Origin of the sequence: Synechococcus sp. CBW1004 (genome assembly GCF_015840715.1) — a bacterium.
Taxonomy (GTDB): domain Bacteria; phylum Cyanobacteriota; class Cyanobacteriia; order PCC-6307; family Cyanobiaceae; genus Cyanobium.
Window position 1 is genome coordinate 1316745 of record NZ_CP060397.1, and the last position, 19989, is coordinate 1336733.

At 69.8% G+C, this 19989-nt stretch carries 21 protein-coding genes; 11 read left to right on the forward strand and 10 right to left on the reverse strand.

The genetic code is table 11. The features are described 5' to 3' along the window. Positions 1-264 precede the first annotated feature (264 nt). Positions 265-480, forward strand: a complete 216-nt coding sequence (locus tag H8F25_RS06390) for a hypothetical protein (protein WP_197212595.1) — start codon at positions 265-267, stop codon at positions 478-480. Here H8F25_RS06390 and H8F25_RS06395 read toward each other — a convergent pair. Next, positions 461-1069, reverse strand: coding sequence for a pseudouridine synthase (locus tag H8F25_RS06395; RefSeq protein WP_231597203.1), 609 nt, complete (start codon positions 1067-1069; stop codon positions 461-463). The two genes, H8F25_RS06390 and H8F25_RS06395, sit on opposite strands and share 20 nt — an antisense overlap. Before the next feature lie 335 nt (positions 1070-1404). On the opposite strand from H8F25_RS06395, the gene infA reads away from it, so the two are divergent. Beyond that, positions 1405-1674: a translation initiation factor IF-1 gene (gene infA, locus H8F25_RS06400; protein WP_015108791.1), complete on the forward strand. Its 270-nt coding sequence runs from the start codon at positions 1405-1407 to the stop codon at positions 1672-1674. A 359-nt stretch (positions 1675-2033) separates the two neighbouring features. On the opposite strand, the gene trxB is transcribed toward infA, so the two are convergent. From trxB to H8F25_RS06415, 3 genes are all read right to left on the reverse strand, one after another. Next, positions 2034-3452, reverse strand: coding sequence for a thioredoxin-disulfide reductase (gene trxB, locus H8F25_RS06405; RefSeq protein WP_197212596.1), 1419 nt, complete (start codon positions 3450-3452; stop codon positions 2034-2036). 180 nt (positions 3453-3632) lie between these two features. Next, positions 3633-3950 (reverse strand): hypothetical protein, encoded by a 318-nt coding sequence (locus tag H8F25_RS06410; RefSeq protein ID WP_197212597.1) that lies wholly within the window; start codon positions 3948-3950, stop codon positions 3633-3635. A 113-nt stretch (positions 3951-4063) separates the two neighbouring features. Further along, the gene (locus H8F25_RS06415; protein WP_197212599.1) at positions 4064-5536 is read right to left on the reverse strand and encodes a DEAD/DEAH box helicase; all 1473 of its coding nucleotides are present in this window, start codon (positions 5534-5536) and stop codon (positions 4064-4066) included. A gap of 199 nt (positions 5537-5735) precedes the next feature. Between H8F25_RS06415 and H8F25_RS06420 the strand changes: the two genes are divergently transcribed. Then, the gene (locus H8F25_RS06420) at positions 5736-5903 is read left to right on the forward strand and encodes a hypothetical protein (RefSeq protein WP_197212600.1); all 168 of its coding nucleotides are present in this window, start codon (positions 5736-5738) and stop codon (positions 5901-5903) included. Between the two features lie 135 nt (positions 5904-6038). Here H8F25_RS06420 and H8F25_RS06425 read toward each other — a convergent pair whose 3' ends face one another. Next, positions 6039-6620, reverse strand: a complete 582-nt coding sequence (locus H8F25_RS06425; protein WP_197212602.1) for an EF-1 guanine nucleotide exchange domain-containing protein — start codon at positions 6618-6620, stop codon at positions 6039-6041. 211 nt (positions 6621-6831) lie between these two features. On the opposite strand from H8F25_RS06425, the gene H8F25_RS06430 reads away from it, so the two are divergent. The 4 genes from H8F25_RS06430 (at position 6832) to H8F25_RS06445 (ending at position 10938) form a co-directional block, all read left to right on the forward strand. After that, positions 6832-8013 (forward strand): NAD(P) transhydrogenase subunit alpha, encoded by a 1182-nt coding sequence (locus H8F25_RS06430; protein WP_197212604.1) that lies wholly within the window; start codon positions 6832-6834, stop codon positions 8011-8013. After that, positions 8010-8300: an NAD(P) transhydrogenase subunit alpha gene (locus tag H8F25_RS06435; RefSeq protein WP_197212606.1), complete on the forward strand. Its 291-nt coding sequence runs from the start codon at positions 8010-8012 to the stop codon at positions 8298-8300. Before H8F25_RS06430 ends, H8F25_RS06435 begins: the two co-directional genes overlap by 4 nt. A gap of 50 nt (positions 8301-8350) precedes the next feature. Continuing rightward, a complete protein-coding gene (locus H8F25_RS06440) occupies positions 8351-9784 on the forward strand; it encodes an NAD(P)(+) transhydrogenase (Re/Si-specific) subunit beta (protein ID WP_197213536.1) in 1434 nt (477 codons plus the stop codon). Positions 9785-9873: 89 nt separating this feature from the next. Then, positions 9874-10938: a YheT family hydrolase gene (locus tag H8F25_RS06445; RefSeq protein ID WP_197212608.1), complete on the forward strand. Its 1065-nt coding sequence runs from the start codon at positions 9874-9876 to the stop codon at positions 10936-10938. Here H8F25_RS06445 and H8F25_RS06450 read toward each other — a convergent pair. Together H8F25_RS06450 and H8F25_RS06455 are read right to left on the reverse strand one after the other, a co-directional pair. Beyond that, positions 10922-11320 carry a ferredoxin gene (locus H8F25_RS06450; protein ID WP_197212610.1) on the reverse strand — a complete coding sequence of 133 codons (399 nt, stop codon included), beginning with the start codon at positions 11318-11320 and terminating at the stop codon, positions 10922-10924. The two genes, H8F25_RS06445 and H8F25_RS06450, sit on opposite strands and share 17 nt — an antisense overlap. Next, positions 11320-12561 (reverse strand): 1-deoxy-D-xylulose-5-phosphate reductoisomerase, encoded by a 1242-nt coding sequence (locus tag H8F25_RS06455; protein ID WP_197212612.1) that lies wholly within the window; start codon positions 12559-12561, stop codon positions 11320-11322. Before H8F25_RS06455 ends, H8F25_RS06450 begins: the two co-directional genes overlap by 1 nt. A 91-nt stretch (positions 12562-12652) precedes the next feature. Here H8F25_RS06455 and H8F25_RS06460 point away from each other — a divergent pair, with 91 nt between their 5' ends. The 4 genes from H8F25_RS06460 to H8F25_RS06475 are packed head-to-tail and all read left to right on the forward strand — an operon-like array spanning position 12653 to position 16548. Further along, positions 12653-12943: a hypothetical protein gene (locus H8F25_RS06460; RefSeq protein ID WP_197212614.1), complete on the forward strand. Its 291-nt coding sequence runs from the start codon at positions 12653-12655 to the stop codon at positions 12941-12943. A 9-nt stretch (positions 12944-12952) separates the two neighbouring features. After that, positions 12953-13855, forward strand: a complete 903-nt coding sequence (locus tag H8F25_RS06465; protein ID WP_197212616.1) for a glycosyltransferase family 2 protein — start codon at positions 12953-12955, stop codon at positions 13853-13855. 26 nt (positions 13856-13881) lie between these two features. After that, positions 13882-15399 (forward strand): glycosyltransferase, encoded by a 1518-nt coding sequence (locus H8F25_RS06470; protein ID WP_197212618.1) that lies wholly within the window; start codon positions 13882-13884, stop codon positions 15397-15399. Positions 15400-15456: 57 nt separating this feature from the next. Beyond that, entirely contained in the window at positions 15457-16548 is a 1092-nt protein-coding gene (locus H8F25_RS06475) for an IS630 family transposase (protein WP_197210262.1), read from the forward strand. Here the strand turns inward: H8F25_RS06475 and H8F25_RS06480 are convergent. From H8F25_RS06480 to H8F25_RS06490, 3 genes are read right to left on the reverse strand one after another with little or no spacing between them, the layout of a single operon-like run. After that, positions 16492-17157: a hypothetical protein gene (locus tag H8F25_RS06480; protein WP_197212620.1), complete on the reverse strand. Its 666-nt coding sequence runs from the start codon at positions 17155-17157 to the stop codon at positions 16492-16494. The genes H8F25_RS06475 and H8F25_RS06480 overlap by 57 nt on opposite strands. 49 nt (positions 17158-17206) lie before the next feature. After that, positions 17207-18694, reverse strand: coding sequence for a cysteine--tRNA ligase (gene cysS, locus H8F25_RS06485; protein ID WP_197212622.1), 1488 nt, complete (start codon positions 18692-18694; stop codon positions 17207-17209). A gap of 19 nt (positions 18695-18713) precedes the next feature. Beyond that, positions 18714-19937 (reverse strand): hypothetical protein, encoded by a 1224-nt coding sequence (locus H8F25_RS06490; protein ID WP_197212624.1) that lies wholly within the window; start codon positions 19935-19937, stop codon positions 18714-18716. Positions 19938-19989 lie beyond the last annotated feature (52 nt).

Sequence of the window (19989 nt, forward strand, 5' to 3'; positions counted from 1 at the left end):
GCCGCGACGGACAGGGTCGCTGAGATCCGGAACAGGGACCTCAAGGCCGCCCATGCCATGCGCACGTCCTGCACAGCCGAGAGAAACCGCAACGGGCAAGCCACGACGGCGGAGCGGGGGCCGATCCGCCGCCCGACCCCAGCACCCATCGCCAGGCCGGCGGGGCCGGCTCGCCAAGCGACCCGCCGGCAAGTTCAGACGTACTATCGACCACGCCGCCCGGCGGCCGGCGAACCTTCAGCCCCTCACCCATCGTTCCCTGCCATGGCCATCGCCCAGATCAAGAACCTGCAGCGTCGCCTGGCGGTGCTGGAGGAGGAGGCCGTGGCGGAGGTGACGCGGGCCTGCGGCCATGAGCTGTGGCAGAGCCTCGGCTTCGATGCCCTCGACACGCTCGAGGATGCCGATCGTCGCGCCCGCGCCAACTACTACTACGGTCAGCTGCAGACGGTGCGCGAGCTCAGAGACGCCCTCGCCTGAGCAGGGCCGCGAGCCGCTCCTGTTCGCTGGCGCTGACAGCACGCCATTCCCCGGGGGCCAGGCCCTCCAGGCTCAGCGGCGCGGCGCCGTCCATCAGATCGATTGCCACCCGCAGCAGCCGCAGCGTCGGCAGGCCCACCGCCGCCGTCATCCGCCGCACCTGGCGGTTGCGCCCCTCGCGCAGCTCCAGCCAGAGCCAGCTGGTGGGCACCGTGAGCCGGTGGCGGATCGGCGGATCGCGCTCCGGCAGATCCGGCGGGGCCTCCATCGCCTCCGCCCGTGCCGGCAGGGTGGGGCGGCCCTGAATGCTGACGCCCCGTCGCAGGGCCTCGAGAGCGGTGGTGTCGACCTGACCTTCCACCTGCACCCAGTAGCGGCGCCAGTGTCCCCAGCGCGGATCGGTGAGCCGTTGCTGCAGTCGGCCGTCATCGGTGAGCAGCAGCAGACCCTCGCTGTCGGCATCCAGCCGGCCTGCGGCGTAAACGCCGGGGATGGTGATGAACTCGGCCAGACATCCCCAACGGCTGCCGGGTTCGGGGGTGAACTGGCTCAGCACCCCGTAGGGCTTATGGAACAGCAGTGCGGTCACGGCTCGCTCTGGCCCTGAACAATGGCCGGGAACGGATCTGGCGCGGGGCGGCTCAGCCGTTCTGGCGCAGGCGCCAGAGATTGACCACACCGATGGAGATCAACAGCAGACCCAGATCCATCGACACGGGCGGCAGCAGCATGGCGGGCTCAGCGACGGAACGGGAGAAAACTCCCGGGTGTGGACCCTACCCGGCGAACGCTCCGCTCCGCGACGACCGGAAGCAGGAGCCGTGGCCCCGCACAGAGGATGCCCGAGCCGCAGGGCCGGGGGTGGGACGGGAGTCGGCAAGCGCCTAGACTTTGCTTTCCGTTTGCGATCCCAGCCGCTTCCGCATGATCGAGACCTCCGGAGTGATCGAGAAGGAACAGGGCAACGGCTTCTACCTCGTCACCCTGGAGCAGCCTGCCGGTCACCAGTGCCTCTGCCGCGCCGCCGGCAAGCTCACCAAATTCCGCATCAAGCTGCTGGCGGGCGACAAGGTGCTGGTGGAGATCAGCCCCTACGACCTCACCCGCGGCCGCATCACCTATCGCGAGCGCAATGCCGGTGCCACGGGTCCCCGCCCGGGTGGCAACCGCCCCGGCGGTCCCCGTCGCCGCTGAACGCCTGCCCAGGACTGTGTCCCTGAGCCCCGGGTCCACTGTCGGTGGCCCGGGGCTTTGTGATGTCACGGCTCCCTCAGCCCGGAGCGCGGGCCGAGGTTCGGCTGCTCCAGGGGCCTTGCAATCGTGCCCCGGCCAGGATCACAGGCGCGGAGCGAAGCTGCCCTGACAGACGCACAACCCAGCATGCGGCCGCCCGTGAGGGAGGCCCTGAACCATGGCTGGGGCGGGAAGCAGTGGGACAACTGCGGATGGAGTCTCCATCAGCGAGACCAGACCTCATCGCGCGGTTCTCCTGGCTGTCCTGAAGGCGTTGCGCTCAGACTGCCGAGTCAGACCGTCGCCGCGGACCGCCGCCTTCAGACCGCCGCGGGTGCCAGCAGGCCCTCGATGGCCGCCTTGAACTCGCTGCGCTGCTTGACGCCCTTGAACTGCTGCTTCAGCTCCTTGCCGAAGAACAGCTGCACGGTGGGCGTGCCGGTGACGCCGGCCTGCTGGGCGATCTCCTGATCGGCCTCGATGTCGATCTCGACGCCCTGGGCACGCCCGCCCAGCTCCTCCAACACCCGTTTCAGCTGAGGCTTGAGCACGTGGCAGGGCCCACAGGTGGGCGAGGTGTAAACCACCAGCAGCGGCCGCTGGCTGTCGTGGTACAGCTTGCGGAGGGCATAGGAGCCCTTTTGCCAGAGGGCATCGGGGTCGAAGTTGGCCTCATCGCTCTCGGCCGTGCGCTTCGGTTCGCCCACCGCCTCGGGCTCCACCGAAGCGCGCTTGACCTCCACCGCCAGGTTGTGGTGACTGAGCCAGCGCTCGGCGGCCAGGGCCGCCTGGCAGCCGCTGCCGGCGGCGGTGATGCCCTGGCGCCACTCGGCGTCGGCCACATCGCCGGCGGCGAAGACGCCCTCGATGCTGGTTTCGGGACGGCCGGGCCTGGTCACCAGATAGCCGTGGCTGTCGACGTCCAGCTGGCCGCGCACGAGGCGGGTGTTGGGGGTGTGGCCGATGGCATAGAAGAGGCCCTTCACCGCCAGCTCCTCGGTGGCGCCGCTGACGACATCGCGGAGGGTGATGGCCTCGAGCCAGTCGCTGCCGCTGCAATCGGCCACCTGGCGATTCCAGTGCACGGTGATGTTCGGGTTGGCCAGCACCCGATCGGCCATGGCCTTGCTGGCGCGCAGCTGTCCGGAGCGCACGATCAGATGCACATGATCGCCGTACTTGGTGAGATAGACAGCCTCCTCGCAGGCGGAGTCGCCGCCGCCGACCACGGCCACCGCCTGGTTGCGGAACTGGGGGGTGGCGCCATCACAGATGGCACAGGCGCTGATGCCGCTGCTCCAGAAGCGCTCCTCCTGGGGCAGTCCAAGACGGTTCGCACTGGCACCTGTGGCCAGGATCACGCTCTGGGCCTGATAGGTGGTGCCGTCGGCCGTGATCCGGAACGGCCGCTGGGACAGATCGATCTCGGTGGCATCCGCCAGCACCAGAGTCGTGCCCCAGCGCTCCGCCTGAGCCTTCATCCTGTCCATCAGCTCGGGCCCAAGGATGCCGTCAGGGAAGCCGGGGAAGTTCTCCACATGGGTCGTGGTCATCAGCTGACCGCCCGGGATGCCGCCGTCCTGGAAACCGGTGATCAGCAGCGGACGCAGATTGGCGCGAGCCGCATAAATGGCGGCGGTGTACCCGGCCGGTCCGGAGCCGACGATCACCACATTCTCTACAGCCGGATCAGCCTGGGAGGGACGACCTTGCTGACCGCCGGGCCCGACGTCGGTCATGACTTGTGCGGAATCACTACGAGTTAGACCTTAGAAGACAGGGGGCCGGTGCGGCGGAGCACCTCAAAGCGCCGGAAGACGCCTGAACAATCCCCGAGCGCGCCTGCACTGCAGAACCGCCGGGATGACGAAGATATGAAAACCGAAGCGCCGGACGCGTCGCGGTTCTTCAGGTTTGCTTTAGATTTCGAGCAGTCCGTCGCTTTCCGGCCTCCTGCGGCCTTCCGGGTCGCTGTTCCAGCAGCCCGCTCCAAGATCCTGGGGAACCATCAACACCGTCTGGCTCAGCTCGAGGGGATGATCCTCCAGGCAGAGCAGCCACTCCCGGAACTCTTCGTTGATCGCATAGCTCTCCTCGTAGAGCTCGCGGCTGTCAAGGGTGGCGCGCCGGGACACCGCCCAGCAGACCGCGACGGTGAGGCGGCGGTGAACGGCGGCTTCGATCAGGCCATCCTCGGAAGGGCCGTCATTTGCCGCGCCGTGTTTTCGAGCCGTCATGGCCAGTCCCCGAGTGGCACCACGTTGGCGGGCGACGGGCCAGGCGGTTGTGTTGGTTGACACACCTTTGCAGAAGCCCCGCTGCCAGCCCCCGGGCGCCTGAGGCGCGCCGCTCAGGCGCTGCGGCCCAGAAACGGCGGCAGCTGCGGGCCGCGCAGGCGGATCACCTCGCCGGCGTCATCCGCCAGCGCCTGCAGGGGAAGTAGGGCGGGATTCCCTCCAGCCGCGGCCTGGGCCGCTGGGGCGGGTGCCGCGCTGGCTCGAATCAGATAGGGCTCGCTCAGCGACCAGCTGCGGGCGTAGCGGATCAGCAGCGGATCAGCGGGAGCAAACACATGTGAGGCCTGGCGGGGCACGGGCTCGAGCGCGGCACGCTCGCCATCCATGCGCACCGCCCTGGTGATCGCCTGCACGAAGCGGCTGCGGGTGACGACGGTGGTGAGGTAGGCCACCACCCGCAGCCGCGGCGCATCGAAGCCCTCGGCGCACATGTCGATGCTCACCAGCCAGTCGGCCTCGCCCGCCTGAAAGGCCGCGAGCCGGGCCACCGCCTCCGGGTCCTGGGAATGGACCAGATGCACCCGGTCCCCCTGCTCCTGCAACAGGGCACCGATGCTGCGGGCATGCTCGATGTCGCGGGCGATCACCAGTCCACCCGCGCCCGGGTGACCCTCCCGCAGCCGCTCCAGGCGGCGACGGGCCTGCAGAAGCAGCCGCAAGGCGATGCCGCCCCCATCCCCGATCCGGATCGCGCGGCGCAGATTGCGGGCCCGCCAGCTCTCGCGCTCCTCTGCCGAGAGGGGTGATGTCTCACGGTCCGAGGCCTCGGGGCGGCGTCCGTGTTCCACCCAGCCGTCCTGGAAGTGGAACTCCAGCGGCCGCACATCGCCGGCGACGATCAGGCGCTGGGGTTCGACGCAGAGATCGGGCACGATCCGCTCCCACACCTCACCCTGGCGCTCCACCCGCAGGCGCCTGGCTGCACAGAAGGCCAGGTTGTCGGCCCGGAAAGGGGTGCCGGAGAGGCCCAGGCGCAGCTGCGCCGCGCCGGTGAGCCGGCTGAAGGCATGGCCCCAGGCGGTGGCCTCCGGCTCGAGCGGGTCGACACCGAGGTGGTGCACCTCATCGGCGATCGCCAGCCAGGGGGCGCCGCGCAGCTCGTGGCGCAGCTCGAGCTCGAGGCGGCGCCGATGACGGGCAGCCGACTGATAACTGATCAGCAGGCCATCGCCCTGCCGGACCTCGGGGCGGTCGTCCCCTGCCTCCCACTCCAGGAGCTGGAGGCCGAGGCGATCGGCGGCCTGCCGCCACTGGCGGGCGATCGAGCTGCGGTGGGAGAACACCACGAAGCGGCCCAGGCGCCCCTCGTTGCGCAGCTGCCGGAAGCCGAGCAGGGCCCCCAGGGTCTTGCCGGCACCCGGACCGGCATGGACGAGCACATCGGCGCCGGCCGGCGATCCGGCCACGATCCGGGCCCGCAGCAACTGGATCAGCTGGCGCTGCCACTGGCGCGGCTGAACCGCTCCACCCTCCTGCCGCAGCGTCTCGCGGGCCGCAGGGCCGAGTTCAAAGGACGGTGACGCCATCGCCCGATTCTGGAGGGCCCTGACCCGGACCATCACCCCGCCGCTTCACGGCGCCAACGCCCCTGAGGACCGGCACCCCATGGGCGGCGGTGCACAGGCCCGCGGAAACCTGACGTTGAGTAGGACTTCTCATGAGCTTTGCCCGGAGCGTCCCTAGCTTCCGGCCAACAGCCCCCGGGACTCCGGCCCCGTTGCCGTCATGGCCCAGCCCACGGATCCACGCCCCGAACGGCGCGCCCATCTGGAGCGCTGCTGGCAGCAGGAGTGCGACATCGACCCGATGATCCTGCGCATGCGCCTGCTGCGTCACCAGGGAGCCCTGCCCCAGGCCGCCTGTCTGGAGCAGGAGCTGCAGCCGCTGTTCTGAGCCGGGATTGAGGAGGCGCCATTGGCGCTGCAGGCCCTGTCCCGCCGCGGTGGAGTGGGGGGGGTGAGGGCCGGCAGGAGCAGGAGCAGCCCGCGCGGACGGGACTGACGGCTCCTGCCGGGCGCCGGTGGGTGTTCAGCCGACCGCCTCGGCGTGATTGATCAGCAGATGCTCCAGCTCGGCGAGATCGGCATCGGCCCCGTCGCGGGCCCGCTGAACATCACCACCGGCCTCCTCCAGCAGCCGCCCGGCAACCCGATCGAGCAGGTCGTCGCGGTTGTCACGCAGGAAGCCGAGCAGCTCCTCCTCGATCAGATAGCGGATCCCCAGCCCCCGCAGCGGGCTGCTGCTGGCCTCGGCCAGGGTGCCGAGCACGAGCTCCTTCACGAACAGGCGCTGCACCTCCGAGCTGCGCAGGAAGCTCTCCATGGCGTTGATGGCGCCATCGACCATCGTGCGCTCCACCTCGGCCCGCTCCTCAGCGAGGCGGAACTCCCACTCCAGATGGCGCCGCTGCCAGCCCTGGCGCTGGAGATCGGGCATCACCGTCTGGGAGAAGCTGTCGACCGCGATCTCATAGATGCGCTCGGCCAGGCGCTCACACCAGTCGCTGCCGTGGTCGGCCAGGTTGCGCTGCACCTCCTCACGGGAGACGGCGTGGCCGCCGTGATGGCTGTGACAGACACCATTGGGGCAGTCGAGGGCGGAAAGAGCCATCGGGAGAGCGGAATGCGCGGGAGCCTCATCCCTAGCCAGAGGCCTGTCAGGGAGACAGGGGCTTCAGGAAATCTGCGCATTGGCGTTGCAAGGCGGACGGTCCGGAGACCCCGGCCGGTGGGGGTGTCCGCACATTGCGTCAACGGCGGCTTGTCGAGCCGGCCGGAGTTCTTCTAATGAAAACTCCTGCCGCGGAGTTCACTTGCTCACGATGCTGGTCCCCCGGGAGCAGGCCTCCGGGGAACGCCGGGTGGCCGCGACTCCTGAAACCGTCCGGCGGCTGCACACCCACGGCATTCAGCTGCAGATCGAGGAGGGCGCAGGCCTGGCCTCCGGCTACCTGGACGCTGACTACTGCGACGCCGGAGCCGACCTGGTCGCCTCCGACCGCCTGCCCTGGGACGGGGTGGACGGCGTGCTCTGCCTCCATCCCCCCGCCCCGGCGGCCCTGCAGCAGCTGCGCTCCGGCGCCCTGCTGGTGGGGCTGCTGGCGCCCTATGGGGCCCACGATCTGGTGCAGATCCTGTGCGAGCGGCGCACCGCCTCCCTCGCCCTCGAGCTGCTGCCGCGCATCAGCCGGGCCCAGTCGATGGATGTGCTCTCCTCCCAGGCCAACATCGCCGGCTACAAGGCGGTGCTGCTGGCGGCCTCAGCGCTCGATCGCTACGTGCCGATGCTGATGACCGCAGCCGGCACGATCCAGCCGGCGCGGGTGCTGGTGCTGGGGGCCGGGGTCGCCGGCCTGCAGGCGGTGGCCACCGCCCGCCGTCTCGGCGGCGTGGTCTACGTCTCCGACGTGCGCCCGGCCGTCAAGGAGCAGGTGGAATCGCTGGGCGGCCGCTTCCTCGATCCACCGGAGATCGCCGAGAAACCCGCCGAAGCGGGTGGCTACGCCAAGGAGGCCAGCGAGGCCTTTCTGGCGGCCCAGCGCCAGCAGCTGGCCGAGCAGCTGGCGCTCGCCGACATGGTCATCTGCACCGCCCAGGTGCCGGGCAAGGCAGCGCCGAGGCTGATCAGCGAGGCGATGCTCGATGGCATGCGGCCCGGTTCGGTGGTGGTGGACCTGGCGGTGGCCCAGGGCGGCAACTGCTTCGGCACCGTGCCCGGCGAGACGGTGGAGCGCAACGGCGTGCTGCTGATCGGCGCCGATGCCCTGCCGGCCTCGGTGCCCAACCACGCCAGTGCCCTCTACGCCCGCAACATCGCCGCCCTTGTGGAGCACATCAAGGGCGAGGAGGGCTGGAACCTCGATCCCGCCGATCCGATCCTCGAAGGCTGCCTGCTCACCCATGAGGGAGCCTGCCGCCGCCCCGATGTGGTCGATCCAGGCGGCCAGGCCAGCCGTCAGCGCCCTTCCGAAGCGAACAGCCAACCCGTTGGAGTGAACCGATGAGCGCCTTCTCCCAGGCCCTGTGGGTGCTGCTGCTCGGCAGCCTCCTGGGCCTCGAACTGATCGGCAAGGTGCCCCCCACCCTGCACACCCCCCTGATGTCCGGCGCCAACGCGATCAGCGGCATCACGGTGCTGGCGTCGCTGACGCTGCTGCAGAAGGCCGAAGGCAACGTCGTCCTGCAGGCGATCGCCGCCCTGTCGCTGGGCTTCGCCCTTTACAACGTCGTCGGAGGCTTCCTGGTCACCGACCGCATGCTCGCCATGTTCCGCCGCAAGGGAGACCGCTGATGACGTTCCTGACTCCCAACCTGCCCAGTCTGCTGGGACTGTCGCTGCCGATGAACCTCTCGATCGACTGGCTGAGCGGCGCCATCGACCTGGTGGCGGTGCTGCTGCTGGCCCTCGGCATCAAGGGCCTGAGCAAGGTGCGCTCCGCCCGTGGCGCCAATCAGCTGGCCGCTGCGGCGATGGCTCTGGCGGTCTTCGGTCTGCTGATCGACCTGAACCCCTCTGCGAGCACCTGGCTGTGGATCGCCGCCGGCAGCGCCGCCGGTGGCCTGGCCGGCCTGCTCACGGCCCAGCGGGTGCCGATGACCGCCATGCCGGAGGTGGTGGCCCTGTTCAACGGCTGCGGCGGCCTGGCCTCCCTGCTGGTGGCCCTGGGCGTCTCGCTCTACGACGCCGAGGGTGCCGACCTGGTCGGCCTGATCTCAATCGCCGTCTCGGTGTTCGTGGGCGCGATCACCTTCAGCGGCTCGATCGTGGCGATGGCGAAGCTGCAGGGCTGGCTCGACACCCCCGGCTGGACCCAGAGTCCGCTGCGACACGTCGTCAACATCGCCCTGGCGGTGACCTGCCTGATCGGTGCGCTGCTGCTGCCCGGCGACCCCGGCGGTCTGCCCCTGATCCTGCTGACGCTGGGCTCCGCCCTGCTGGGCATCGGCGTGACCCTGCCGATCGGTGGGGCGGACATGCCCGTGGTGATCTCGCTGCTCAACTCCTATTCCGGCGTGGCCGCCGCCGCCGCCGGCTTCGTGGTGGGCAGCCAGCTGCTGATCGTCGCCGGTGCCATGGTCGGCGCCGCCGGCCTGATCCTCACCCAGGTGATGTGCACGGCGATGAACCGTTCGCTGGTGTCGGTGCTGTTCGGAGGAGCTCTGGGCGGCACGCCGGCGGTGGGCGGTGGCGGCAGTGAAGCCGGCTACACGCGCATCACCAGCTGCAGCCCCGAGGAATGCGCCATGGCCCTGGAGACTGCCGAGCGGGTGGTGTTCGTGCCCGGCTACGGCCTGGCGGTGGCCCAGGCCCAGCACGCCCTGCGCGAGCTCTCCAAGCTGCTGGAGGCCAACGGCACCGAGGTGACCTACGCCATCCACCCCGTGGCGGGCCGCATGCCGGGCCACATGAACGTGCTGCTGGCCGAGGCCGATGTGCCCTACGAGCAGCTGGTGGAGATGGACCTGATCAATCCCGAGTTCCCGCGCACCGACGTGGTGATCGTGCTCGGCGCCAACGACGTGGTGAATCCCGACGCCAAGCGTGATCCCAACAGCCCCCTGTACGGCATGCCCGTGCTGGAGGTGGATCAGGCCCGCCAGGTGTTCGTGGTCAAGCGCAGCCTGGGGGCCGGCTACGCGGGCATCGCCAACGCCCTGTTCGAGCTGCCCCAGACCGCCATGGTGTTCGGCGACGCCAAGGCGGTGCTGAACGGCCTCCTCGGCGAGCTGCGTGAGATGGGCGTGGGCAAGGCGAAGCAGAAGGTGGCGGCCTGAGGCCGCTCCCTGGGCCCCAGGGGCCTGGCCGCACGGGGCGGCAGGGTGATGATCACAGTCCTCTCCCTGCGTCAGCCCTGGCCGACCCGATGCAGCAGTCGATCCTCGAGGAGCTCGGGATCTCCCCCTTCCGCCCCCGGGCCCCCTGGTTGGACGGCGACCTGCAGACGTTGCGGGACACCCTGCGCGCCGTCAGCGTCCCCGATCCGCAGCAGGGTCAGGCGCTGCAGGTGCCCTTGGAAGGCGGGGCCAGCCTGCTCGCCCTGCTGGATCGGCCGATCGAAGGACCACCCCACGCCCTGGTGCTGCTGAGCCACGGGCTGGGCGGGTCCAGCGAGAGCCAGGGCACGAGGCGCCTGGCGATGGCCTTGCGGCTCGAAGGCTTCGCCGTGCTGCGGCTCAACCTTCGCGGGGCCGGCGAGGGCCGTGCCCTGGCCCCGGGGAGCTACGCGGCCGAGTGCAACCGCGACCTGCTGCCGGTGCTGCAGATGGCCCGCCGGCTCGCCGCCGAGCTCGGGATGGCCGGCGCACCCTTGCCCCTGGCGGGGGCCGGCATCTCCCTGGGCGGAGCGATCCTGCTCAACGCCGAGGTGGCGGCGAGACGCCAGGGGGAGAGCGGACTGGATGCCCTCGCCTGCCTCAGCAGCCCTCTGGATCTTGAGGCCTGCTCACGGCAGTTCGAACGGCGGCGCAACCGTCTCTATCAGCGCTGGCTGGTGCGCAGGCTGCGCCAGCAGGTGCTGGAGGATCCGTACGGCATCGAGGCCGATCTGCGGAGGGCCCTGAGCTCCGCCGAACGCCCCCGCTCGATCCGCGCCTTCGATGCCCTGGTCACCGCCCCCCGCTGGGGTCATGCCTCGGTGGAGGCGTACTACACGGCCGCCAGCCCGCTGCGCTGGCTGACGAGCGATCTTCCCCTGCCGCCGATTCTGGTGCTGCAGGCGATCGACGATCCCTGGGTGCCGGCAGACGCGGCCCTGTCGCTTCAGCAACGCCGCCTGCACGGCGAAGCGCTGAACCCCAGGGTGGAGCTGTGCCTGCCTGAGTCCGGCGGGCACAACGGCTTTCACGCCCCCGGCGACAGCCCCAACGGCTGCTGGAGCGACCGGCTCACGGCCCGCTGGCTGCGGAAACGCCTCAGCCCGGGGAGGTGAGCGCCGGGGAGGTGAGCGCCGGGGGGGGGGCCAGGGGGGTGCGGCTGAGGATCCACTCCTGCACGGGCACGCCGCCGATCACGTGCTGCCGCACGATCCGCTCGATGCGCTCGGCGGAGACACCGCCGTAGATGATCCCCTCCGGCCAGATCAGCAGCACCGGACCCTCCCTGCAGACGCGCAGGCAGTCGGCCTTGTTGCGCCAGACCACCCCCTCGGGGCGGGCCGGATCCTCCAGGCCGAGCTCGCGCACCAGGCGCTTGAGGGCCTCCCAGCTGGCGGCTCCGACGGCCGGATCGGGATGGCAGAGGGCCTTGGTGGGGGTGGCGCAGAGCAGCAGGTGATGCTGCACCCGGACCCCTTCGGGCGGGAAGGCGGCCATCAGGCGTGCAGGAGGCGCGGCTCGACGCGGGCGGCCTCCTCCTGCACCTGACGACGCGCCCAGGCATCCATCTCCAGCACGGTCTCCAGGGAAGGATCGGCCGTCAGATCGGCGGTGTGCCGCTCGCAGGCCTGCTCGATCAGGCGCGGAATGTCGAGGAAGTGGATGCGCTCCTCGAGGAACAGGGCCACCGCCTGCTCATTGGCGGCGTTGAGCACCGCGGGCATCGTGCCGCCGGCCCGCCCTGCGGCGTAGGCCAGGCCCATGCAGGGATAGCGGGAGGCATCGGGGTCGCGGAAGGTGAGGCTGCCCACGGCGGTGAGATCGAGGCGACGCCAGGGGGTGTCGATCCGCTCCGGCCAGCTGAGGCAGCTGAGGATCGGCAGCTTCATGTCGGGCCAGCCCAGCTGGGCGAGCACCGAGGAATCGGCCAGCTCGACCATCGAATGAATGATCGACTGGGGATGAATGACGATCTCGATGTGGTCGTAATCGAGACCGAACAGATAGTGGGCCTCGATCACCTCCAGGCCCTTGTTCATCAGGGTGGCCGAATCCACCGTGATCTTGCGGCCCATGCTCCAGTTGGGGTGGCTGGTGGCATCGGCCACGGTGGCCTTGTGCAGATCGGCCGGATCCCAGTCGCGGAAGGCGCCGCCGCTGGCGGTGAGCTGGATGCGCCGCAGGCCGGGGGTGGGCACACCGGTGCTGAGGCGGGCGGTGTCGGGCCAGGGGGTGCCCTGCAGGCACTGGAAGATGGCGGAATGCTCGGAATCGGCGGGCAGCAGGCGGCTGCCGGATGTCGCCAGTTCGGGCAGCACCACCGGGCCGGCGGCGATCAGCGTCTCCTTGTTGGCCAGGGCCAGATCCTTGCCGGCGCGGATCGCGGCCAGGGTGGGCAGCAGGCCGGCGCAGCCGACGATGCCGGTGACCACCAGCTCGGCCGTGGGCCAGGCGGCGACGGCGCAGAGGCCCTCCCCACCCCCGAGGATCTCGGGAAGGCGACGCGGCTGCAGGGCGGGCTCCAGGGCAGCGAGGCGCTGGCGCAGGTCGGCCACGCGCCCGGCATCGGCCAGGGCCACCACCTCGGGGCTGTGGCGGCGGATCTGCTCGATCAGCAGATCGAGGTTGTTGCCGGCGGTGAGGGCGACGACGCGGAAGCGGTCGGGGAACTCCTCGGCGATCTCCAGGGTCTGGGTGCCGATCGATCCGGTGGACCCCAGCACGGCGATGGCTTTCACGGCGGGGCTCCCGGGTGCGATGGCGTCCCAGTGTCCCACCGGCGGTGACCGGCCGGGTCGGCTTAACTGGCCCCACCTCGAACCCCGATCCGTGGCTTCCCTGCCTGGCTGGCTGCAGCGCTGGAACTTCATCGAGCGCGCCCGGCTGGAACGCCAGCTGTGGGAGGCCTTCGAGCGGGGCGAAGATCTGGAGGCCCTGGTGGAGGGCTGCCGCCAGGCGGTTGCATCGGGCAAAGCCGTGGCCTCGGGCGAAGCCGTGGCCGGCGGCGAAACGGAGGCCGCCTTCCGGCTGGAGATCTGGCAGGCGACGCTGGTGCGGATCCGCAAGCTGGAGGCGGTGATGCGGCAGCAGCGCCCGCCGGGGGGCGGGGGCGGCGCCTGAGGCCTCGCCATGGCCCGCGACCCCCGGCTGACTTCGGTGCTGCTGCTGGCGTACCGGCGCCCGAACACCACCGCCCGGGTGCTGGAGGCGCTGCGGGTGGTTCAGCCCCGCAGGCTGTTCGTGGCCTGCGACGGGCCTCGGCCGGACGACGCCGCCGAGCTGCAGGCCTGCGCTGCCACGCGCCAGCTGATCGAGACCGCGATCGACTGGCCCTGTGAGCTGACGCTGCTGCTGCGCGAGGAGAACCGGGGCTGCCGCCGCGGCGTGAGCGAGGCGATCGACTGGTTCTTCGCGCAGGTGGAGGAGGGCATCGTGCTGGAGGACGACATCGTGGCCTCGCCGGCCTTCTTCGCGTTCTGCAGCGAGCTGCTGGAGCGCTACCGCGACGACCGGCGGGTGGGCGTGATCAGCGGCAGCAACTTCCAGCCACAACGACCGCGCGACGGGGCCAGCTACTACTTCTCCATCTACAACCACTGCTGGGGCTGGGCGAGCTGGCGGCGGGCCTGGGCCGCCTATGACGCCGACCTGCAGGGATGGCCCGCCTTCCGGGACCAGGGCTGGCTGGAGGACCTGGGGGGCCGCCGCTTCGCCCGCTACTGGACCTCCTGCCTGGAGCGGGTGCACCGGGGTGACTGCGACACCTGGGACTACATCTGGCCCTGCAGCTGCAGAGCTGGCGCCAGGCCCCCGCCCTCGGCTGGAACGCCTTCGCCGCCGCCGAGCTGCTCAGCCGCGAGCAGCGCTGGGGGGAGGCGGCGGCGGCCTACCGCGCCGCCCTGGAGGCCCTGCCCGACCAGGCCTGGATCGCGCCGCTGCTACAGCGCCATGAGGGCCTGGGCCTGTTCGGCGGCGAGCGGCTGGCCGACGGCTTCAGCAACGCCGCCTACCGGGTGTGGTGCCAGGGCTTAGAGCCACCGCTGGCCGCCGCCGCTGGCGTGCCCGACACCCTGCCGCCCGACTGGCATGCCGACCTCGCCCCCGAGGCCGTGCTGCGCCCCGGTGCCCTGGCCTGGCTGCGGGGCTGGCTGGCACGGCAGGGAGACGGCGCCGATCTCCTCTACGGCGACGAGGACCGCCTGGATGGGGCGGGCCGGCGCCACGCCCCCTGGTTCAAGCCCGGCTGGGTGCCGGAGAGCTTCTGGAGCACCCCCTGGCTGGGCAGCGGCTCCTTCTGGCGGATCTCCTGGCTGCAGTGCCACGGCCTCTGGCCCCCTCCCTCCTCCGGCGCCTCCGGCGCTGCCGGCAGCGTGGCAGCGGGCAGTGGCGCGGCGGGCGGTGGCGGGCCGGACGGGCTCGCCCAATGGCAGTGGCAGCTGCGGGCCCTGGAGCAGCGCCCGCGCCTCGCCCACCTGCCGCGGATCCTGATCCACCGCCGCACGGGCGACGCCAGCGGGATGCCCGGCGGCATTGGTGCACTACCCACTGCCACGCTGGCCGCGGCCCTGGCCGACCACCTGCGGCGCAGCGGCGAGGGCCCCGTGCTGGTGCAGCCCCTCCCTGCCCTCACCAGCACCGCCGGCACTACCAGCGGGTCCGCCGCCACTGAGGAGCCGCGCTTCGGGCTCAGCTGGGCCGTACCGCCCACCTGGCGCATGAGCGTGGTGGTGCTCAGCCGCGACCGGCCCGATCTGCTGCAGCGCTGCCTGTCCAGCGTCGAGGCCAACGCCGCGGTGGCCCGCCGCCGCGGCCTGGATCTGGAGTGGATCCTGGTGGACAACGGCTCCCGCCTTGAGGCCACCGCCGCGCTGCTGCACCACTGGCGGCAGCGCCCCGGCAGCCGCCTGCACGTGCTGCCGCTCGATCAACCGTTCAACTGGAGCCTGCTCAACAACCGCGCCGCCGCCACCAGCCGCGCCGAGCTGCTGCTGTTCCTCAACAACGACATCGAGGCGCCCGCTCCCTCCTCCGGCAGCGACTGGCTGGCGGTGATGGTCGGCCAGGCCCTGCGCCCGGCGATCGGAGCCGTCGGCGCCCGGCTGCTCTATCGCGACGGCTCCCTCCAGCACGCCGGCCTGCTGCCGCCGCTGGGCCAGGGCTGTGAGCATCCCTACCGCCATCTCTCGCCGACGCGGCTGCCCCATCGGGGCCGCGCCGGGTTCCTCACCGGCTGGCCGGCCGTCACCGGCGCCTGCCTGATGGTGCGCCGGACGCTGTGGCAGCGCAGCGGCGGCTTCGATCCGGCGCTGCCGGTGGAGGGCAATGACGTGGACTTCTGCCTGCGGCTCGGCCACCTCGGCCTGCGCCATGTGGTCTGCCCGGAGGCCACCCTCCTGCATCACGAGGGCGCCAGCCGCGACCTCAGCCGCAGCGCCACCTGGGGGCCGGCCCAGGCCCTGCTGCAGCGGCGCTGGCCCGGGGCGATGGCCCAGGCCGCTCCCTGGTGGCCCCGGGCCTGCAGCCTCGAAACCACCGATGGCCGCCCCCGCGAGCTGGCGGGCCGCGGCTGGCCCTAGTGTGCCGTCCCGCAAATAGCCGCTACAATATGAAGTGTCTCCCGAGGGGGTCGTTTCATGCCAAGCGGGCGCCCCATGGCTCCTCTGGAGCTGTCGGCTGATGAGGCCAGCCAGCTCCAGAGCCTGGCTGGATCAAGGTCCTTGCCCCATTCGATCGTTCAGCGGGCGCAGATCGTCCTGGCCTGCGCAGCTGGTGACACCAACACCTCAGTTGCCAAGCGATTTGGCGTTCGCAGCGCAACGGTGGGCAAATGGCGGCAGCGCTACCTCGATCTGGGGATCGAGGGGCTGCACGACGAGCTCCGTTCAGGCCGCCCGCGGACCTATGAGGACGACACGGTGGCGGAGGTGATCAACCGAGCCCTGCAGAGCAAGCCAACCGATGGCAGCACGCACTGGAGCGCTCGGACTTTGGCCGCAGAAACAGGGATCTCCAAGTCCACGGTTCACCGCTGGCTGCAGACCTTCTCGCTCCAGCCCCACCGGCAGAAATCGTTCAAGCTCTCCACCGATCCGTTCTTTGTGGAGAAGGTTCGGGACATCGTTGGCCTGTACCTGAACCCGCCCGACAAGGCGATGGTGCTCTGCGTCGACGAGAAGACGCAGATCCAGGCCCTCGACCGCACCCAACCGCTGCTGCCCATGGGGCTGGGCTACGTGGAGGGTGTGACGCATGACTACATCCGCCACGGCACCACGACCCTGTTTGCCGCGCTGGACGTGGCGACCGGTGAGGTAATCACTCAGTGCAAACCCCGGCACCGCCACCAGGAGTTCCTGGGGTTCCTCAGGCAGATCGAGAAGTCCGTCCCCGAGGATCTGGACCTGCACTTGATCGTGGACAACTACTGCACCCACAAGCACGCCAAGGTGCGTGCCTGGCTGGCCCAGCGTCCCCGTTTCCACGTCCACTACACCCCCACCTACGCCTCCTGGCTCAACCAGGTGGAGCGCTGGTTTGGACTGATCACCCAGCGGGCAATCCGGCGCGGCAGCTTCTCCAGCGTCAAAGAGCTGATCGCCAGGATCGAGCAGTTTGTGGCCGCCTACAACACGACCAAGGCCCCGTTCAACTGGACGGCGACAGCTGACTCAATCCTGGAGAAGCTCCAGCGGCTTTGTGCGCAAATCTCTGGGACGGCACACTAGGTAGACGAAGAGGTTGGCCAGATCCTGGATCAGCCACTGGCTCCACAGCCAGCCGCTGGCCAGCCACTGCAGCACCAGGGCCGCACCTGCCACCGCCACCGATCCGCCGCCCTCGCATCCCCCCGGTTGCTCTGCTCCGGCGGTCGCGGACCGCGCCGCCCACCACCGGCCCGCCAGGACGGCGGCGCCGTAGACCAGCAGCCCCACCCCCAGCGCCAGCCCGTAGCCCAGCAGCGAGCGGCGCAGCAGGGCCGGCAGGTTGGCGGGCGAGAAGGCTGTCAGCACCAGAAACGAGGTGCTCACCGGCACCCCCGCCTGGGTGAGCAGCAGCACCGCCAGAGGCGGCAGCAGCTCCGGCCAGCCGAACAGCTCCGGTGCCGGGTAGGAGGCCAGCCGCCCCCAGCTGGCGTCGCCGCCGTTGCGCCACCAGCCGAGCAGCAGCACACCGCAGAGCACGGCGCACAGGGCCAGCGCCTGCAGCCAGCGGGGCGTGCGGCCGCGGTTCGCCTGCAGGAAGGGGCCCAGCGTCTGCAGGGAGTCGTTGCCGATCACCGCCCACGACGCCAGCAAAAAGCCCGCCAGCTGCAGAGGAGACAGGGCTGCGTCCACCTCGCCTCCACGGCGGCCGTGTGGAAGGGAGGCTAGGGACGGCCGCCCCTCAGCTCCTCAGCCAGTCGGTGACGCCGCCGGGCCGGTCGATCAGCTCAATCCCCTGGACCTTCAGCTGGGCCCGGATCGCATCGGCCGTGGCGAAGTCGCGGGCGGCCTTGGCCTGCAGGCGCCGGGTGATCAACGCCTCGATCTCGGCATCGCCCGGGCCGGCGGCGGCCTGCCCCGGACGCTCCGCCCGCAGGCCAAGCACGGCGGCCAGCTCGGCCAGGAGGGCGCCACGGGCCTGCAGTTCGCCCCCGCGGGCCTCCTCAGCGGCGGCCTGGTCCCCACGTTCGACCCGATTGGCGAGGGCCCGCAGCGGCCGGGCCAGCTCAAACAGCACTGCCAGCGCCGCTGCGGTGTTGAGGTCGTCGTCCATCGCCGCGATGAAGCGGTCGCGGGCGGCGGCCAGCTCGGGGGGCAGCGCCGCGGCCTCTGAGGCGACCCTGGCCGAGGAGACGGCGTCCTGAGCGTCGTCAACGCCGGTTCCCGTCTCCGCGTCGACCAGCACCAGGGCGGCATCGAGGCCCTTCCAGCCGGTGGCGGCGGCCTCCAGGGCCTCGGCGGTGAAGTCGAGCGGTTTGCGGTAGTGGGCCTGCAGCACGAACAGGCGCAGCGTCATCGGGCTGACACCGCTCTCGAGCAGGGCGCGGATGGTGGTGAAGTTGCCGAGCGATTTGCTCATCTTCTCGCCACCGACATTGACCATGCCGTTATGCAGCCAGGTGCGGGCCAGCTGCTGGCCGCTGGCCGCCTCCGACTGGGCGATCTCGTTCTCGTGGTGCGGAAAGATCAGATCGGCGCCCCCCAGATGGATGTCGATCGTGTCGCCCAGCTCCTGGCGCACCATCGCCGAGCATTCGATGTGCCAGCCCGGCCGGCCCGGCCCCCAGGGGGACGGGTAGCTCGGTTCGCCGGGTTTGGCGCCCTTCCAGAGGGCGAAGTCGAAGGGATGGCGTTTGCGGGCCTCCTCCTCATTGCCGGTGCGGCCGCTGGCGCCCTCGCGCTGCTCCTCGATGTCCCGGCCGGAGAGCTTGCCGTAATCCGCCTGCTGCATCACGGCGAAGAACACATCGCCATCGGCGGAATAGGCGGCCCCCTTCGCCTCCAGCTCACCGATCAGGGTGCGGATGCCATCGAGGCAGCGCGTCGCCCGGGGCATGCGATCGGCGCGCAGGATGTTGAGCGCATCCATGTCCTGGAAGTAGGCGTCGATGTTGCGCTCACTCACCGCCTCCATCGTGCTGCCCTCCTCGGCGGCACGGCGCAGGATCTTGTCGTCGATGTCGGTGAAGTTCTGCACGAAGGTCACCGCATAGCCACGCCAGATCAGATAGCGGCGCAGCACATCCCAGACGATGTAGCTGCGGGCATGGCCGAGGTGGCAGAGGTCGTAGACGGTGACGCCGCAGCAGTAGATGCTTACCCGAGGCGGGTCGAGCGGCACGAAATCCTGCTTGCTACGGGTGAGGGTATTGGTGAGCCGAAGGGTCAAAACAGGAAGCAGCCGCTGGTCAGAACGAATAAGTCAGACGGCCGTAGTATCGAGTCTCACAGGGATCATTCGTACAGGTGTCCTGGATGTAGGAGGGGGTATTACCGAGGAAATCAATCGCGTAAAACGATGCGGTGAATGGCAGATCATTGAAGGGGCGCAACGAGACACCGGCACCAAGCCCATAGCCGAACCATTCCACCCCGAACGACAGACGATCACTGACCGCCAGGCTGACTGCACCCACAGGCCCCCAGTAGCAATCGGTACCCTTGGGGTAATTGTTGCTACTGATATTATTGCCACCGATGCAGTTAGTCTGCCCTAAGACGCCATTACCACTGTAGCCGAAGAAATCCGAGCCAATGCCCGCAGTAGCCACCAGCACAGCAGGCTTTTCCGCACGCGAGAGAGGCACTGCCTGGGACAACAATAGATAATAATTACGACCCAAGTCCGTTTGATTGTCGAATTGCACGATCTGTTCACCCCCGAAGGCAATACCAAGGGTTGGAGTAAGGTTGAGAGCCCCCTTGAAGCCAAGACTCTGTGCCGAACCAAAACTGGTGTTACGGTCGCTGAGACTCTGTATCGTCCAATTCAGGCCAAGACTGGCATTAGCCCCTCGCAGCGGCGTGACCTCCAGCAGAATCTCACCATCAGCGCACTCTGTCCAGCTTTCACCATTTGGCACGCTACAGGTTCGTGTGCGACTGGTACCCGCCAGTTGCCCAGAGAAAATGAACTGCTGATCCTGGGCAAAAGCATTGGGCAACTTGATGCCGATATCTGGATAGGGATAACCATTGACCGTAAAGCCCCGACCGACGCCACGCACCTTGGCAATGCCGGTCGAAGGGGGCCGGGCGACATCGGCGGGCCCATTTTGCCAGGTGGAGGTCTGGGGACGGCTGGCATCGATCGTCTGCCAGCCGGAGTCCGCGGGCTGAGCAGGGGCGGCGGTCCAGACAGGAGCGGTGCTCACAACCCGGGACGCGCCCCACACCGGAACGGTCTGCTGAGGGGATGCCGCCTGAGCCGCAGGAGCGAGACCCGTCAACAGAGACAGGGAGTGGAAAGCAAACAACAGCGGCAGGCCGGCGAGAACCTGCGTCCGATCGGACTGATTCGACAACAAGCTTCGATCAGCCCTGGAGGAGCTGAGCGACAAAGGTTGCGAAAATAAGGAAGGACCCTGACGCTTCAAAAAAGACAACAGGCGGAGATTCAGCGACACCGTCAACCCCCGTCAAGCCGCAAGCCCGCGCAATCTACAGGACTCGGCCCTTCCCAGC

What these genes read in the sequence shown, in the direction of transcription:
- H8F25_RS06435 (WP_197212606.1), top strand. Translation starts at nt 8,010, where the DNA reads ATGAGCGCCTTCTCCCAGGCCCTGTGGGTGCTGCTGCTCGGCAGCCTC.
- H8F25_RS06410 (WP_197212597.1), bottom strand. Translation starts at nt 3,950, where the DNA reads ATGACGGCTCGAAAACACGGCGCGGCAAATGACGGCCCTTCCGAGGAT.
- H8F25_RS06415 (WP_197212599.1), bottom strand. Translation starts at nt 5,536, where the DNA reads ATGGCGTCACCGTCCTTTGAACTCGGCCCTGCGGCCCGCGAGACGCTG.
- H8F25_RS06430 (WP_197212604.1), top strand. Translation starts at nt 6,832, where the DNA reads ATGCTGGTCCCCCGGGAGCAGGCCTCCGGGGAACGCCGGGTGGCCGCG.
- H8F25_RS06440 (WP_197213536.1), top strand. Translation starts at nt 8,351, where the DNA reads ATGAACCTCTCGATCGACTGGCTGAGCGGCGCCATCGACCTGGTGGCG.
- trxB (WP_197212596.1), bottom strand. Translation starts at nt 3,452, where the DNA reads ATGACCGACGTCGGGCCCGGCGGTCAGCAAGGTCGTCCCTCCCAGGCT.
- H8F25_RS06425 (WP_197212602.1), bottom strand. Translation starts at nt 6,620, where the DNA reads ATGGCTCTTTCCGCCCTCGACTGCCCCAATGGTGTCTGTCACAGCCAT.
- infA (WP_015108791.1), top strand. Translation starts at nt 1,405, where the DNA reads ATGATCGAGACCTCCGGAGTGATCGAGAAGGAACAGGGCAACGGCTTC.
- H8F25_RS06465 (WP_197212616.1), top strand. Translation starts at nt 12,953, where the DNA reads ATGGCCCGCGACCCCCGGCTGACTTCGGTGCTGCTGCTGGCGTACCGG.
- H8F25_RS06390 (WP_197212595.1), top strand. Translation starts at nt 265, where the DNA reads ATGGCCATCGCCCAGATCAAGAACCTGCAGCGTCGCCTGGCGGTGCTG.
- H8F25_RS06420 (WP_197212600.1), top strand. Translation starts at nt 5,736, where the DNA reads ATGGCCCAGCCCACGGATCCACGCCCCGAACGGCGCGCCCATCTGGAG.
- H8F25_RS06450 (WP_197212610.1), bottom strand. Translation starts at nt 11,320, where the DNA reads ATGGCCGCCTTCCCGCCCGAAGGGGTCCGGGTGCAGCATCACCTGCTG.
- H8F25_RS06475 (WP_197210262.1), top strand. Translation starts at nt 15,457, where the DNA reads ATGCCAAGCGGGCGCCCCATGGCTCCTCTGGAGCTGTCGGCTGATGAG.
- H8F25_RS06445 (WP_197212608.1), top strand. Translation starts at nt 9,874, where the DNA reads ATGCAGCAGTCGATCCTCGAGGAGCTCGGGATCTCCCCCTTCCGCCCC.